Raw genomic sequence first — 15,462 nt, 5'->3', positions numbered from 1 at the left:
TCTTTTTAAGCTTGCTTGTACTCGTATGCGCCGCGCCTGGTTTCAGGTCTTGGGACGCTTGGTGCCGTACTTGGAACGGCCCTGCTTGCGGTTCTGCACACCGGAGGTGTCCAGTGCACCGCGCACGGTGTGATAACGCACACCCGGCAAATCCTTGACGCGGCCGCCACGGATCAGGACCACGGAGTGTTCCTGAAGATTGTGGCCTTCGCCGCCGATATAGGAAGCGACTTCGTAGCCGTTGGTCAGGCGAACACGGCACACCTTGCGGAGTGCGGAGTTCGGCTTCTTCGGGGTCGTCGTGTACACGCGGGTACAAACCCCGCGACGCTGCGGGCAGGCCTGCAGCGCCGGCACGTCGCTAGTCTCGACGGGGCGCTTGCGCGGCTTGCGCACGAGCTGATTGATCGTTGCCATAGTCTGTAGCTGACTCCAGTGGTTGCTGTGCCTTTGAGCACTCTTGCGCGGATAGGGGCGCACCAGCCCACTATCGAAGGCTGCGCATTCTAATGTCTAGCGGCAATCCGCGTCAAGACCGGCGCCCCGCGGGGCGCCGGTGCTGCGGCGCGGTTATAGCTCGTCGTCCGCGTCGAGGGCGGTGAGCTGGGCCCCCAACTCCTGCTCGACGTCGTAGGCCGACGGATGCTCCTGCATGCGCTCGAGCTCTTCGCGCTTGCGACGGCGCTCGGCGTGATGGGTCAGGCCGGTGCCGGCCGGGATCAGGCGACCCACCACCACGTTCTCCTTCAGCCCGCGCAGGTAGTCGCGCTTGCCGGTGACCGCCGCTTCGGTCAACACCCGCGTGGTCTCCTGGAAGGAGGCGGCGGAGATGAACGACTCGGTGGCCAGCGAGGCCTTGGTGATGCCCAGCAGCACACGCTCGTACTTGGCCGGGAACTTGTCCTCCTCGGCCAGCCGCGCGTTCTCCTCGAGCACACGTACCAGCTCCACCTGATCGCCCGGGATGAAGTTGGCGTCCCCGGCATCGGTGATCTCCACCTTGCGCAGCATCTGACGCACGATCACCTCGATGTGCTTGTCGTTGATGCCCACGCCCTGCAGGCGGTAGACCTCCTGGATCTCGGTGGTGATGTACTTGGCCAGTTCCGCGACGCCCAGCAGGCGCAGGATGTCGTGAGGATTGCTCGGGCCATCGGAGATCACCTCGCCCTTCTCGACCGTCTCGCCCTCGAAGACGGCGATCTGGCGCCATTTCGGGATCAGCGTTTCGTACGGCTCGCCGGATTCCGGCGTGATGGTCAGGCGGCGCTTGCCCTTGGTTTCCTTGCCGAAGCTGACGACACCGGTGATCTCGGCGAGAATCGACGGCTCCTTGGGCTTGCGGGCTTCGAACAGGTCGGCGACCCGCGGCAGACCGCCGGTGATGTCCTTGTTGCCGGACGCTTCCACCGGGATGCGAGCGATGACTTCGCCCACCCCGACGGCGGCCCCGTTCTCGACGGAAACGATGGCCTTGCCGGGCAGCAGGTACTGGACCGGCGTGTTGGAGCCCGGCAGGGTGACATGCTCGCCGGCAGCGTCGAGCAGCATGATCATGGGGCGCTTGTCGCGGCCGGAGGCCGGACGCGCCGCGGATTCGATCACCTCGATGGAGGAAAGGCCCGTCATCTCGTCCACGCTGCGGTGGATGGTGACCCCTTCGTCCATGTCCATGTACTGCGCCTGGCCTTCGACCTCGGCGATGACCGGGTGGGTGTGCGGGTCCCACTTGGCCACCGTCTGTCCGGCCTCGACCGCATCGCCGTTCTTGACCGACAGCTCGGCACCGTAGGGCAGCTTGTAGTACTCCCGCTCGCGGCCATGCTCGTCGGCCACCGCCAGGGCACTGGAGCGGGAAACCACCACCAGCTTGCCGTCGGCACGCTCGACGTGCTTGATGTTGTGCAGGCGCACCTTGCCCCCGTGCTTGACCTGCACGCTATCCACCGCCGAGGCACGTGAGGCGGCGCCGCCGATGTGGAAGGTACGCATGGTCAGCTGGGTGCCCGGCTCACCGATCGACTGGGCGGCGATGACCCCCACCGCCTCGCCGATGTTGACGCGATGCCCGCGGGCCAGATCGCGACCGTAGCAGGCGGAGCACACCCCATGAGGCGTCTCGCAGGCGATGGTGCTGCGCACCACGATCTCGTCCACCCCCATGGTGTCGAGCTGTGCGCACCAGGCTTCGTCGAGCAGGGTGCCGCGGGGAATCAGGACATCCTCGCTGACCGGATCGACGACGTCCTGGGCGACCACACGCCCCAGCACCCGCTGGGCCAGGGAGACGATGATGTCGCCGCCCTCGATGACCGGATGCAGGGTCAGGCCTTCCTCGGTACCGCAATCCTGCTCGGTGATCACCAGATCCTGGGCGACATCGACCAGACGACGGGTCAGGTAGCCGGAGTTGGCGGTCTTGAGCGCCGTGTCCGCCAGGCCCTTGCGCGCGCCATGGGTCGAGATGAAGTACTGCAGTACGTTCAACCCTTCACGGAAGTTGGCGACGATCGGGGTCTCGATGATCGAGCCATCCGGCTTGGCCATGAGGCCGCGCATGCCCGCCAGCTGGCGAATCTGGGCGGCACTGCCCCGGGCCCCGGAGTCGGCCATGATGAACACGCTGTTGAACGAATCCTGCTCGACCTCGTTGCCGTCGCGATCGGTCACGGTCTCCTTGGAGATGCCCGCCATCATCGCCTTGGCCACCTTGTCGTTGGCCTTGGACCAGATGTCGATGACCTTGTTGTACTTCTCGCCGGCGGTGACGAGGCCCGAGGAGAACTGGTCCTCGATCTCCTTCACCTCGTCCTCGGCGCCGTCGACGATCTCCTTCTTCGCCTCGGGAATGACGAAGTCGTTGACGCCGATCGACGCACCGGACCAAGTCGCCAGGCGAAAGCCGGTGTACATCAGCTGGTCGGCGAAGATCACCGCATCCTTGAGGCCGCTGCGACGATAGACTTCGTTGATCAGCCGCGAGATCGCCTTCTTCTTCATCGGCTGGTCGACCAGCTCGAAGGGAGCGCCCTTGGGCAGGATGCGGAACAGCAGCGCCCGGCCCACGGTGGTATCGAACAGCGAGGTCTTCTCAACCAGTTCGCCGTCCTCCTCCTCGGCCAGGTGCTCGGTCAGGCGCACCTTGACCCGGGCATGCAGGGAGACGCTCTGGGTGCCGAAGGCGCGCTCGACCTCGTTGAGATTGGCGAACACCATGCCCTCGCCTTGGGCGTTGACCTTCTCGCGGGTCATGTAATACAGACCCAGCACCACGTCCTGGGACGGCACGATGATCGGCTCGCCGTTGGCCGGCGACAGCACGTTGTTGGTGGCCATCATCAAGGCGCGCGCCTCGAGCTGGGCCTCCAGGGTCAGCGGCACGTGCACGGCCATCTGGTCGCCGTCGAAGTCGGCGTTATAGGCGGCACACACCAGCGGATGAAGCTGGATCGCCTTGCCCTCGATGAGCAACGGCTCGAAGGCCTGGATACCGAGGCGGTGCAGGGTCGGCGCACGGTTGAGCAGCACTGGATGCTCGCGGATGACATCGGCGAGGATGTCCCACACCTCCGGCAGCTCGCGCTCGACCATCTTCTTGGCGGCCTTGATCGTCGAGGCCTGACCGCTGGACTGCAGCTTGGAATAGATGAACGGCTTGAACAGCTCCAAGGCCATCTTCTTCGGCAGGCCGCACTGGTGCAGGCGCAGGGTCGGCCCCACGGTGATCACCGAACGGCCGGAATAATCGACGCGCTTGCCCAGCAGGTTCTGGCGGAAACGCCCCTGCTTGCCCTTGATCATGTCGGCCAGGGACTTCAGCGGACGCTTGTTGGAGCCCGTGATGGCACGACCGCGGCGGCCGTTGTCGAGCAGCGCGTCCACGGACTCCTGGAGCATGCGCTTTTCGTTGCGCACGATGATGTCCGGTGCATTGAGGTCGAGCAGCCGCTTCAGGCGATTGTTGCGGTTGATCACCCGACGATACAGGTCATTGAGGTCCGAGGTCGCGAAGCGGCCACCGTCGAGCGGCACCAGCGGACGCAGGTCCGGCGGCAGCACCGGCAGCACCTCCATGACCATCCACGCCGGCGCATTCCCGGACTTGTGGAACGCCTCCAGCAGCTTCAGACGCTTGGAGAGCTTCTTGATCTTGGTCTCGGAATTGGTCTGGGGGATCTCCTCGCGCAGACGCTCGATCTCCTCCTCGAGGTCGATGTCCTTGAGCAGGGCTTGCACCGCCTCGGCGCCCATGCGCGCGTCGAAGTCGTCGCCGAACTCCTCGAGAGCCTCGAAGTATTGCTCGTCGTTGAGCAGTTGACCGCGTTCCAGGGTGGTCATGCCCGGGTCGATGACCACGAAGCTCTCGAAGTAGAGCACGCGCTCGATGTCGCGCAGGGTCATGTCCAGGAACATGCCGATGCGCGAGGGCAGCGACTTCAGGAACCAGATGTGGGCGACCGGGCTTGCCAGCTCGATGTGCCCCATGCGTTCACGGCGTACCGCGGCGCGGGTCACCTCGACGCCGCACTTCTCGCAGATGATGCCGCGATGCTTCATGCGCTTGTACTTGCCGCACAAGCACTCGTAGTCCTTCACCGGGCCGAAGATCTTGGCGCAGAACAGGCCGTCGCGCTCCGGCTTGAAGGTACGATAATTGATGGTCTCGGGCTTCTTGACCTCGCCGTAGGACCAGGAGCGGATCATGTCCGGCGATGCAAGCGTGATCTTGATCGCATCGAACTCTTCGGACTGTGCCTGGGACTTGAGGACTTTCACCAAATCTTTCATAGGTCGCTCCATCGCGGAGTTGTCATGAGCGGGGCCGAATCTTCGGGGCCCCGCGGACCGTCATTGCCAGCGTGCGGCGCTTAGCCTTCAAGCTCGATATCGATACCCAGCGAACGGATTTCCTTCACCAGCACGTTGAAGGACTCCGGCATGCCGGCCTGCATGGCGTGGTCGCCGTCGACGATGTTCTTGTACATCTTGGTACGCCCCTCCACATCGTCGGACTTGACCGTGAGCATTTCCTGCAGGGTATAGGCTGCACCGTAGGCTTCCAGTGCCCAGACTTCCATCTCGCCGAAGCGCTGCCCACCGAACTGCGCCTTGCCACCCAGCGGCTGCTGGGTGACCAGCGAGTAGGAGCCGGTGGAGCGTGCGTGCATCTTGTCGTCGACCAGGTGGTTGAGCTTGAGCATGTACATGTAGCCCACGGTCACCGGACGGTCGAACTTCTCGCCGGTGCGCCCGTCGTAGAGGTCCATCTGACCGGACTCGGGCAGATCCGCCAGCTTGAGCAGACTCTTGATCTCCTGCTCCTTGGCGCCATCGAAGACCGGTGACGACATCGGCACGCCGCCGCGCAGATTCTTGGCCAGCGCGATCACCTCGTCGTCGGTCAGGGAGTCGATGTCTTCCTGACGGGTGTCCGGGGTGTTGTAGATCTTGCCCAGGAATTCGCGGATCTCGGCCACCTGCTGTTCACGAGCATCACGCAGCATGCTCTCGATCTTCATGCCCAGCCCCCGGGAGGCCAGGCCCAGGTGTGTCTCGAGGATCTGCCCCACGTTCATGCGTGACGGAACACCCAGCGGGTTCAACACCACGTCCACCGGCTCGCCGTTGTCATCGAAGGGCATGTCCTCGATGGGCATGATCGCCGAGATGACACCCTTGTTGCCGTGACGACCGGCCATCTTGTCACCGGGCTGGATGCGCCGCTTGACCGCCAGGTAGACCTTGACGATCTTGAGCACGCCCGGCGCCAGGTCGTCGCCCTGGGTGAGCTTGCGCTTCTTGTCCTCGAAACGCTCGTCCATCTCCTTGCGGCGATTCTCGAGCTGCTCGTCGGCCTGGGCCAGCAGCTCGTTCAGGGCCTCGTCCTGCAGACGCAGCCTGAACCACTGCTGGCGCGGCAACTCCTCGAGGTACTCCTCGGAGAGCACATCGCCCTTCTTCAGCTTGGGGCCGCCGTTGACCGCCTGGCCAGTCAGCGCACGCTTCAGGCGCTCGAAGGTGGCATCCTCGGCGATGCGGTAGGTCTCCTGCAGGTCCCGGCGTACCTCGTCGAGCTGCATCTGCTCGATGGACAGGGCCCGGGAATCCTTCTCGACACCATCGCGGGTGAAGACCTGCACGTCGATGACCGTACCCTTCATGCCGGTCGGCGCGCGCAGCGAGGTATCCTTCACGTCGGAGGCCTTCTCGCCGAAGATCGCGCGCAGCAGTTTCTCTTCCGGGGTCAGCTGGGTCTCGCCCTTGGGCGTCACCTTGCCGACCAGGATGTCGCCGGCGCCGACTTCGGCACCGATGTAGACCACCCCGGCCTCGTCGAGCTTGGACAGCGCCGACTCCCCCACGTTGGGAATATCCGCCGATATCTCTTCGGCCCCCAGCTTGGTGTCGCGGGAGACGCAGGTCAGTTCCTGGATATGGATGGTGGTGAAGCGGTCTTCCTGAACCACCCGCTCCGAGACCAGGATCGAATCCTCGAAGTTGTAGCCGTTCCAGGGCATGAAGGCCATGCGCATGTTCTGACCCAGGGCCAGGTCCCCCATGTCGACGGAGGGGCCGTCGGCGAGGATGTCACCGCGTGCCACCTCGTCACCCGGGCGCACGATGGGGCGCTGGTTCATGCAGGTGTTCTGATTGGAACGGGTGTACTTGGTCAGGTTGTAGATGTCGACCCCGGCCTCGCCGCCGATGATCTCGTCCTCGTTGATGCGCACCACGATGCGCTTGGCATCCACCGAGTCGATCACGCCGCCGCGACGGGCCACGGCGCAGACACCGGAGTCACGAGCCACGAAGCGCTCCATGCCGGTGCCCACCAGCGGCTTGTCGGCACGCAGGGTAGGTACCGCCTGACGCTGCATGTTCGACCCCATCAGGGCACGGTTGGCATCGTCGTGCTCGAGGAACGGAATCAGTGCTGCTGCCACGGAGACGACCTGACGTGGCGAGACGTCCATCAGGGTGACCTTGTCGGGCCCCATGAAGGTGGTTTCGCCGCGGTGACGGACCTGCACCAGGTCGTCGACCAGCTTGTTGTCGCCATCCACGGTGGCCGAGGCCTGGGCGATGACGAAGTCCCCCTCCTCGATCGCCGACAGGTGCACCACCTCGTCGGTGACCTGACGATCCACCACCTTGCGGTAAGGCGTCTCGAGGAAGCCGTAGCTGTTGGTGTGGCTGTAGGTCGCCAGGGAGTTGATCAGGCCGATGTTCGGCCCTTCCGGCGTCTCGATCGGACACAGGCGCCCGTAGTGCGTGGTATGCACGTCGCGCACCTCGAAGCCGGCCCGCTCCCGGGTCAGGCCGCCCGGCCCCAGGGCGGACACGCGCCGCTTGTGGGTGACCTCGGACAGCGGATTGTTCTGGTCCATGAACTGGGAGAGCTGGCTCGAGCCGAAGAACTCCTTGACCGCCGCCGCCACCGGCTTGGCGTTGATCAGGTCCTGGGGCATCAGGCCTTCGCTCTCGGCCATGGAAAGACGCTCCTTGACCGCCCGCTCGACCCGCACCAGACCCACGCGGAACTGGTTCTCGGCCATCTCGCCCACGCAGCGGATGCGCCGGTTGCCCAGGTGGTCGATATCGTCGACATCGCCAAAGCCGTTACGGATGCTGATCAGCTCCTTGAGCACGGCGATGATGTCGTCGTTGTCCAGCACGCCGGAGCCGGTGTCGGACTCGCGACGCAGGCGGCGGTTGAACTTCATGCGACCGACACCGGACAGGTCGTAGCGATCCTCGGTGAAGAACAGGTTGTGGAACAGCGTCTCGGCGGCTTCCTTGGTCGGCGGCTCGCCGGGGCGCATCATGCGGTAGATCTCGACCAGCGCCTCGAGGCCGGAACGCGTGGTGTCCAGCTTGAGGGTGTCGGAGATGAACGAGCCGCAATCCAGGTCGTTGGTGTAGAGCGTTTCCAGGGTCGTGATGCCGGCCTGGGCCAGCTTCTCGAGAAGCTCCGGGGTGATCTCGCTGTTGCACTCGCAGATCAGCTCGCCGGTGTTCGGGTCGACCTGATCCTTGGCCAGGGTCTTGCCGAACAGGTATTCCATCGGCACCTCGAGGCGCTCGAGACCGGCCTTCTCCATCTGTCGAATATGCTTCTGGGTGATACGCCGCCCTTCCTCGACGATCACCTCGCCATCCGCATCCTTGATGTCGAAGGTGGCGGTCTCGCCGCGCAGGCGCGAGGGCACCAGATCCACGGAGAAGCCGGACTTCTCGATGTGGAAGGTGCTGGTCTCGAAGAAGGTATCGAGAATCTCCTCGGTGCTCATGCCCAGGGCCCGCAGCAGAACCGACGCCGGCAGCTTACGGCGGCGATCGATGCGCACGAAGACGTTGTCCTTGGGGTCGAACTCGAAGTCCAACCAGGAACCACGGTAGGGAATCACCCGCGCGGAATACAGCAGCTTGCCGGAAGAGTGGCTCTTGCCCTTGTCGTGATCGAAGAACACGCCCGGGCTACGGTGCAACTGAGAGACGATGACCCGCTCGGTACCATTGACGACGAAGGTACCGTTCTCGGTCATCAGGGGGATTTCCCCCATGTAGACTTCCTGCTCCTTGATGTCCTTGATCGCCTTGTTCGACGACTCCTTGTCGTAGATGATCAGGCGAACCTTGACCCGCAGCGGTGCCGAATAGGTGACACCACGCAGCTGACACTCCTTGACATCGAAGGCCGGGGTACCGAAACGATAGCTGACATACTCGAGCGCCGCATTCCCGGAGAAGCTCGAGATAGGGAACACGGACTTGAAAGCAGCATGCAGACCGACATCGAGGCGCTCCTGAGGCGCCCGGTCCTGCTGAAGGAAGTCGTAGTAGGAATCAAGCTGGATGGCCAGCAAATAAGGCACATCCATTACTTGGGGCAGTTTGCCGAAATCCTTGCGGATGCGTTTTTTCTCAGTGTATGAGTAAGCCATCTGTATTCCCCAGCTTGTTCACCATGGGTGACCGATGCGCGGTCAGCGCCGCCAGACGGAGGACCTCCCCCGTCAGGCGCTGACGGCAAGCCCCATGAGAGGCTCGCCGCCGGAATTCGTCTAGCGTCATCAGCGATGAAAGATTCACGATGGAACGCTAGTGACAACAGAAAAAGGCCGGCAGCGGGAATCCCGCCACCAGCCGCAGAAGCTCACGCGTCGCGTAAAGCCCCGGAACGCAAGGGTTACTTGAGTTCCACAGAGGCGCCGGCTTCTTCCAGCTTCTTCTTGGCTTCCTCGGCGTCGTCCTTGGACATGGCTTCCTTGATGGTTGCCGGTGCGCCATCGACAGCGCCCTTGGCTTCCTTCAGGCCAAGGCCGGTGATCTCGCGAACCGCCTTGATCACGTTGACTTTCTTGTCGCCGGCAGCGGTCAGCACCAGGTCGAACTCGGTCTGCTCTTCGGCCGCTTCTTCAGCGCCGCCGCCGGGACCGGCCACCACAGCCGCTGCCGCAGATACGCCGAACTTCTCTTCCATCGCTTCGATCAACTCGGCGACTTCCATCACGGACATGTCGGCTACGGCGTTGATGATATCGTCTTTGGTCAGTGCCATTTTTACTTTCCTGAACTTTGCGGAGCGCTTTCCATCGCAGGTAGACGCTCGGTGACTGGGTAGTCGTTTCGTGAGAAATAGCGAAACCGCTTAGGCGGCTTCCTGCTTCTGATCGCGCAGTGCGGCAAGGGTACGAACCAGCTTGCCGGCGGACGCTTCCTTCATGACGGACATCAGCTTGGCGATGGCTTCGTCATAGGTCGGCAGCGTCGCGAGACGATCGAGATCGGAAGCCGGAATCAGCTCACCTTCGTAGGCCAGCGCCTTGACTTCGAAGTCCTTCTGCGACTTGAGAAACTCCTTGAACAGACGAGCGGCAGCGCCCGGATGCTCGTAGGAGAATGCCAGCAGGGTCGGACCGGTCAACGTCTCGTCCAGGACCTCCCAGGGAGTTCCGGACAGGGCGCGGCGTGCCAGCGTGTTGCGAACAACACGGATCTGCACGCCATTCTCGCGGGCCTGCTTGCGCAGGTCGGTCATCGCGCTGACCGCGACGCCACGAGAATCGGCAACAACGACGGAGAGTGCATCCTTGGCGGCTTCACTGACCTCGGCAACGATTGCCTTCTTGCCTTCGAGAGCTAGTGGCACAGTGCTCACTCCTTCGTGCCGGGATAGTCGAATCCCGGTGGTTACCATCTCTTCCACTGCCATCGACAGGGAAGCCTTGTTGGATGGTGCTCACCAATCTTCTGGCGGGCCACACCATCTGCGCAGGCGGCTCGTCCAAGAATCAAGCCATTAAGTCATCTGGAGATGACGCCTGCGGTCTTTGACGGTGCCCCGGCCATCTGGCACGGGGACCGCAAAGTTACTGCCTGCAATGGACGCGTCAGACCCAAGCCGAATGGTCGACGGTCAATCCCGGCCCCATCGTGGTGGACAGGGTCATCTTGCGGAAATAGACACCCTTGGACGTGCTGGGCTTGAGACGCTTGAGGTCGTTGACCAGCGCTTCCAGGTTGCCGCGAATGGCATCGGAAGAGAAATCCACCTTGCCGAGCGTCGTATGGATGATGCCGTTCTTGTCGGTACGGAAGCGCACCTGACCGGCCTTGGCATTCCTGACGGCGGTCGCCACGTCGGGGGTCACCGTGCCCACCTTGGGGTTGGGCATCAGGCCGCGCGGACCGAGAATCTGACCCAGCTGACCGACGACGCGCATGGCATCCGGCGAGGCGATGACGACATCGAAGTCCAGGTTACCCTTCTTCACCTGCTCGGCAAGATCGTCCATCCCCACGATGTCGGCACCAGCTTCCTTGGCAGCCTCTTCATTAGCACCTTGAGTGAAGACGGCGACACGCACGTCCTTGCCGGTACCGTGAGGCATGACGGTCGCGCCACGCACCACCTGGTCGGATTTACGCGGGTCGACCCCCAGATTGATGGCAACGTCCAGGGATTCCTTGAACTTGACCTTGGATAGCTCACCGAGAAGCGTGACGGCCTCGTCCAGAGAGTAGACCTTGGAGGAATCGACCTTTTCGCGGATCATCTGCGCGCGCTTGGATAGTTTCGCCATGATCAGAGGCCCTCCACATTGAGACCCATGCTGCGGGCGCTACCCGCAATGGTACGAACAGCGGCATCGAGATCGGCAGCCGTCATGTCCGGCTCCTTGGTCCTGGCGATCTCCTCGAGCTGCTCACGCGTCACGGTACCCACCTTCTTCTTGTTAGGCTCGCCGGAGCCTGACTTGATGCCGGCTGCCTTCTTCAGCAGGACGGCGGCGGGCGGCGTCTTGGTGATGAAGGTGAAGCTGCGATCAGAGTAGACCGTGATGACCACCGGCGTCGGCAGACCGGGCTCGATATCCTGAGTCTGGGCATTGAACGCCTTGCAGAACTCCATGATGTTGACACCGTGCTGACCCAGCGCGGGGCCGACGGGCGGGCTCGGGTTGGCCTTACCAGCTGCAACCTGCAGCTTGATGTAGGCTTGGACTTTCTTTGCCATGATACTCTCCAGTTGGGTGATAGCGCCTTGCGGCTCCCCGGATTTTCGGACCACTTGAGTCCGCTGACGTCTGCGCTACCTGCACCGTCCCCGGCGCACTCAATCCTTCTCGACTTGCGCAAACTCGAGTTCGACAGGCGTCGCGCGACCGAAGATCAGCACGCTTACCTGCAGACGATTCTTCTCGTAGTTGACCTCTTCGACGACACCGTTGAAGTCGGCAAAGGGGCCGTCGACGACACGCACCACTTCACCCGGCTCGAAGAGCGTCTTGGGACGCGGCTTGTCGGTCCCGTCCTGCACGCGACGCAAAATGGAGTCGGCCTCCTTTTGCGTAATCGGAGCCGGCTTCTCGGGAGTGCCGCCGATGAAACCCATCACACGAGGTGTTTCGTTGACCAGGTGCCAGGTACGATCATCCATTTCCATCTCGACCAGCACGTAGCCCGGGTAAAACTTGCGCTCACTCTTGCGACGCTTGCCGTCGCGCATCTCGACGACTTCTTCGGTGGGCACCAGAATCTCGCCGAACTGATCTTCCATCTCGTACAGCTTCACACGCTCGATCAGCGAGCGCATGACCTGCTTCTCGAAGCCGGAATAGGCGTGTACGACGTACCAACGCTTGGACATGAACTCTCCTAACCTATGATGCTGGACATGGCCCAACCCAGAACGGTATCGATCAACCACAGCATCAGGCCGACCAGCAACACCGCCACCAGCACGATGGCGGTCGTCTGAACAGTTTCCTGACGGGTCGGCCAGACCACGCGCTGAATTTCCTTGCGGGCGCCACGCGCCAACTCGGTTAGCTCACGCCCCTTGGTCGTCGTCAAGGCGACGGCAGCGGCAGCAACACCCAGCACCACCACACCCAAGACACGGTACAGCAAGGCCTGGTCGGAGAAATAACTGTTACCGACGACGGCTAGAGCAACAAGAATGACGACAACCGCCCATCTGGCCCCGTCGTGGCGCGACTCCTGCACCTCGGCGTTGTGTTTCATGACAGCGGGACTCCTCAGGGTGCGGCAATCAAAAAGAACGAATCATATTGAAAACGAGCCAGTCTGGGGAAGACTGGCAGGCCAGGAGGGAATCGAACCCCCAACCTGCGGTTTTGGAGACCGCTGCTCTGCCAATTGAGCTACTGGCCTTTAACAGTGTTGCTATTCGCCTCTTGCAGGCGGCTATGCAACAGCGGCCGAAATGATAGCGGATGCGCTTGGTGCTGGCAACCCTACCTGGCCTTGCAATCGGAAAAAGAAAAGACGAGGCGGGCTCGTCTTTTCGATCGCTGGAGCTCATGGACGGATTTGAACCGTCGACCTCACCCTTACCAAGGGTGTGCTCTACCCCTGAGCTACATGAGCGCAAACACCACCACTAACTGGAGCGGGCAGCGGGAATCGAACCCGCATCATCAGCTTGGAAGGCTGAGGTTCTACCATTAAACTATGCCCGCTTGCCCGCTCACGACACGAAACTCGTGTCTAAAGAAACTTGGTGGAGGGGGAAGGATTCGAACCTTCGAAGCTTTCGCGGCAGATTTACAGTCTGCTCCCTTTGGCCACTCGGGAACCCCTCCAACTTGGCGGCTAATTCTACCGCCTGCTGCAACGCTGTCAACCCTTAGAAAATCAAGCATTTCTTCTGCGGTTGCCGTTGCCTCGAAGCGGGGCGAATTGTGTCAAAGCAGCATGGAGAATGCAAGACCGATACGGATTTTTTCAAGCTCGACGGCGTCCGGCACATGTGGCGAACCCGACATCCGTCCGGCCCTCTCGGCAGCAGTCAGTGGGAAGCAGGCCTCCAGTCCCGCATAGACCATATCCGGCCACAGCGCATGCGGAACACGAATGCCCCGAGACACCACCCGTGCGTCTCCCCCCGTCAACAACAGGGGCAAGGAGACACCCTCGCGATCGCACACCTCGAAGTAGAGACGATTAACGGCGCTGACCGTAGCCATGAAGATGCCATGGTTGACCGCCTCGACGGTGTTCTTCCCCGGCGCGAGCAGTTCGTCGGCCTCGCTATCCGGATCGATCGCCACGTTGCGCGTGCCCAATTGGAGGCTCTCCTTCATCAACCGCAATCCAGGCATGATATAGCCCCCAAGATGGCGCCCGCCCGGCAGAACGAAATCGATGGTGACGGCGCTACCACAGTCGACGCTGCAGCAGCCACCGGTCAACTGATAGCCAGCCAGCACACCCATCCAGCGATCCACTCCGAGCCGTCCGGGTTCCTCGTAGCCATTGACGACGCCAAGCATTTCCCTAGATGAGCGCGCCACATGGACTGCGCCAACCTGGCGGCGCAGCAAGGCAACCGTATCATCGAGCACGGCACGTCGCGCAACGCTAGAGATGCGCACGGCGGTCACCACATCCAGGTCGGGTATATCGGCCCCGGGACGCCACTCCTCTCTTGTCCAGACAGCGCCGCGGGAGCGGATCTCGCTACTCACGACGTCCTTGAGTCGCCACTTTGAGAGTGTATTGCCGATGTCGAGGTCGAGGATCATGGGCGCCCACGCAAGCTGATCTCTCCACCGACCAGGCGCAACTCTTCGCTACCCTGCCGAACCAGCAGGTTGCCGGACTCGTCCACTCCGCCGTCGGTAGCCGTATAGCGACGAGTGCTCTGGATGACATCCACTTCCTGTCCGGAATAGGCATTGCGCCGATTCCATGCCTCTTGCCAGACGACGAAGCCGGTCTGCTCGAAGTCGGCCATCAGCTCCAACACCCCCCCGATCAGTTCCGCGGCCAGGCCATTGCGTGACACGCCCGGTGCCTGGTCCGTCACGGCTGCTGCCGGCTGGTCCAAGTGACCGTTCAGCGACGCGGGAAGCACAATATTGAGACCAATGCCTGCCACGACCTCGCAAGGCCCCTCCGCATCACCGGTCAGCTCGAGCAGGATCCCCGCCAACTTGCGCTTTTCACCTTCCGCGGTCAGCATCAGCACATCATTAGGCCACTTTAGCCTGATCTCCAGGCCATGCCTTTCGAGCACCTGAGCCATGACCACCCCGATCGCCAGGCTCAACCCTTCCAAGGCAGCCGCCCCTCCCTCGAACCGCCAGCCGAGCGACAGCGTCAGCCCCTGTCCCCACCCAGATAACCATTGGCGTCCACGGCGCCCTCTTCCCGCGCTCTGGCTTTCCGCCAGACATACCTCGGCATGACCTGCGCCTTGGGAAAAGCGCTCGCGCAAAAAGAGGTTGGTGGAGTCCAGAGACTCTTCCACGAACAGTCTGGCCAGATGACGCCTCGAGTCCCGTCTCAGGGAGCCGACGATCAATGGGCCATCCAGCAGTTCTAGCGGTGACGCCAGCCGATAGCCTCGGCCCCGCACCGCCTCGAGCACGATGCCCTGAGACTCCAGCTTCTTCAGCTGCTTCCACACTGCGGTACGTGACACGCCGAATCGCTCACCCAGCTGTTCGCCCGAATGGTAGTCGCCGTCACTCAGCAGACGGATCAGCTCACCAGTGGTCATGTCGCGTCGCCCCGCCGAAAATGCTCATTCTAGCGGATGCCACTGCCTGCCGGGAACGCTAGCGATCAAAGTTGAATACTACCGAGGCCTTATGGATAGCCTGGTGGAAGCCTTGGAGGCCATTTGCCACTGACAGGTCACTTTCCTGGCGCCCACGAAAAACCCCCGACCTCGGGGAGATCGGGGGTTTGGGGAAAGATGCCTGACGATGACCTACTCTCGCATGGGGAGGCCCCACACTACCATCGGCGCTGAGCGGTTTCACTGCTGAGTTCGGCATGGGGTCAGGTGGGACCCGCTCGCTATGGTCGTCAGGCGTAATCGGTAACAACCTGAATCTCGCTGACAATGCCCGAGGCGCTTTCGGTGGCCTCGGTGATACGACTCTCGTCTCCGGTATGCGCGCGTCGCGCGGGCCTGCTCACTGT

Annotated in this window: 11 protein-coding genes, 4 tRNA genes and 1 rRNA gene; all 16 read right to left on the bottom strand. The window is 62.5% G+C overall.

Annotated features, from left to right (window positions below; all coding sequences use genetic code 11):
• Positions 1–42 precede the first annotated feature (42 nt).
• The gene (gene rpsL, locus BUA41_RS15040) at positions 43–417 is read right to left on the bottom strand and encodes a 30S ribosomal protein S12 (RefSeq protein ID WP_072824334.1); all 375 of its coding nucleotides are present in this window, start codon (positions 415–417) and stop codon (positions 43–45) included.
• Between the two features lie 153 nt (positions 418–570).
• Positions 571–4,788, bottom strand: coding sequence for a DNA-directed RNA polymerase subunit beta' (gene rpoC, locus BUA41_RS15035; RefSeq protein WP_072824332.1), 4,218 nt, complete (start codon positions 4,786–4,788; stop codon positions 571–573).
• 80 nt (positions 4,789–4,868) lie between these two features.
• On the bottom strand, positions 4,869–8,945 hold the full coding sequence (gene rpoB / locus BUA41_RS15030) for a DNA-directed RNA polymerase subunit beta (RefSeq protein ID WP_072824330.1): 4,077 nt from the start codon (positions 8,943–8,945) through the stop codon (positions 4,869–4,871).
• A 245-nt stretch (positions 8,946–9,190) separates the two neighbouring features.
• Positions 9,191–9,562 carry a 50S ribosomal protein L7/L12 gene (rplL, locus tag BUA41_RS15025; protein WP_072824328.1) on the bottom strand — a complete coding sequence of 124 codons (372 nt, stop codon included), beginning with the start codon at positions 9,560–9,562 and terminating at the stop codon, positions 9,191–9,193.
• Between the two features lie 90 nt (positions 9,563–9,652).
• The gene (rplJ, locus tag BUA41_RS15020) at positions 9,653–10,153 is read right to left on the bottom strand and encodes a 50S ribosomal protein L10 (RefSeq protein WP_072824326.1); all 501 of its coding nucleotides are present in this window, start codon (positions 10,151–10,153) and stop codon (positions 9,653–9,655) included.
• Between the two features lie 241 nt (positions 10,154–10,394).
• On the bottom strand, positions 10,395–11,087 hold the full coding sequence (gene rplA / locus BUA41_RS15015; protein ID WP_072824324.1) for a 50S ribosomal protein L1: 693 nt from the start codon (positions 11,085–11,087) through the stop codon (positions 10,395–10,397).
• A 2-nt stretch (positions 11,088–11,089) separates the two neighbouring features.
• Positions 11,090–11,521: a 50S ribosomal protein L11 gene (gene rplK, locus BUA41_RS15010; RefSeq protein WP_072824322.1), complete on the bottom strand. Its 432-nt coding sequence runs from the start codon at positions 11,519–11,521 to the stop codon at positions 11,090–11,092.
• Positions 11,522–11,620: 99 nt separating this feature from the next.
• Positions 11,621–12,154 (bottom strand): transcription termination/antitermination protein NusG, encoded by a 534-nt coding sequence (gene nusG / locus BUA41_RS15005; protein ID WP_072824320.1) that lies wholly within the window; start codon positions 12,152–12,154, stop codon positions 11,621–11,623.
• 8 nt (positions 12,155–12,162) lie between these two features.
• Entirely contained in the window at positions 12,163–12,531 is a 369-nt protein-coding gene (secE, locus tag BUA41_RS15000; protein WP_072824318.1) for a preprotein translocase subunit SecE, read from the bottom strand.
• A 74-nt stretch (positions 12,532–12,605) separates the two neighbouring features.
• Positions 12,606–12,681: transfer RNA gene (locus BUA41_RS14995), tRNA-Trp, on the bottom strand.
• 141 nt (positions 12,682–12,822) lie between these two features.
• Positions 12,823–12,897: transfer RNA gene (locus BUA41_RS14990), tRNA-Thr, on the bottom strand.
• Between the two features lie 18 nt (positions 12,898–12,915).
• Positions 12,916–12,989, bottom strand: a tRNA-Gly gene (locus BUA41_RS14985).
• Positions 12,990–13,028: 39 nt separating this feature from the next.
• Positions 13,029–13,112 (bottom strand) — tRNA-Tyr (locus BUA41_RS14980).
• 102 nt (positions 13,113–13,214) lie between these two features.
• Complete coding sequence (locus BUA41_RS14975) at positions 13,215–14,054, bottom strand: type III pantothenate kinase (protein WP_072824316.1); 840 nt, start codon at positions 14,052–14,054, stop codon at positions 13,215–13,217.
• Positions 14,051–15,034, bottom strand: a complete 984-nt coding sequence (locus tag BUA41_RS14970; RefSeq protein ID WP_072824314.1) for a biotin--[acetyl-CoA-carboxylase] ligase — start codon at positions 15,032–15,034, stop codon at positions 14,051–14,053. Before BUA41_RS14970 ends, BUA41_RS14975 begins: the two co-directional genes overlap by 4 nt.
• Before the next feature lie 200 nt (positions 15,035–15,234).
• Positions 15,235–15,350: ribosomal RNA gene (rrf, locus tag BUA41_RS14965) — 5S ribosomal RNA — on the bottom strand.
• Positions 15,351–15,462 lie beyond the last annotated feature (112 nt).

Source organism: Modicisalibacter ilicicola DSM 19980, assembly GCF_900128925.1.
Lineage (GTDB): Bacteria > Pseudomonadota > Gammaproteobacteria > Pseudomonadales > Halomonadaceae > Modicisalibacter > Modicisalibacter ilicicola.
This window is presented reverse-complemented; position numbering and strand designations above follow the sequence as displayed.

Bases quoted from the DNA above. Each gene is read 5' to 3' on its own strand.
- rpsL (WP_072824334.1), bottom strand. From the start codon at position 417: ATGGCAACGATCAATCAGCTCGTGCGCAAGCCGCGCAAGCGCCCCGTC.
- rpoC (WP_072824332.1), bottom strand. From the start codon at position 4,788: ATGAAAGATTTGGTGAAAGTCCTCAAGTCCCAGGCACAGTCCGAAGAG.
- rpoB (WP_072824330.1), bottom strand. From the start codon at position 8,945: ATGGCTTACTCATACACTGAGAAAAAACGCATCCGCAAGGATTTCGGC.
- rplL (WP_072824328.1), bottom strand. From the start codon at position 9,562: ATGGCACTGACCAAAGACGATATCATCAACGCCGTAGCCGACATGTCC.
- rplA (WP_072824324.1), bottom strand. From the start codon at position 11,087: ATGGCGAAACTATCCAAGCGCGCGCAGATGATCCGCGAAAAGGTCGAT.
- rplK (WP_072824322.1), bottom strand. From the start codon at position 11,521: ATGGCAAAGAAAGTCCAAGCCTACATCAAGCTGCAGGTTGCAGCTGGT.
- nusG (WP_072824320.1), bottom strand. From the start codon at position 12,154: ATGTCCAAGCGTTGGTACGTCGTACACGCCTATTCCGGCTTCGAGAAG.
- secE (WP_072824318.1), bottom strand. From the start codon at position 12,531: ATGAAACACAACGCCGAGGTGCAGGAGTCGCGCCACGACGGGGCCAGA.
- BUA41_RS14975 (WP_072824316.1), bottom strand. From the start codon at position 14,054: ATGATCCTCGACCTCGACATCGGCAATACACTCTCAAAGTGGCGACTC.
- BUA41_RS14970 (WP_072824314.1), bottom strand. From the start codon at position 15,034: ATGACCACTGGTGAGCTGATCCGTCTGCTGAGTGACGGCGACTACCAT.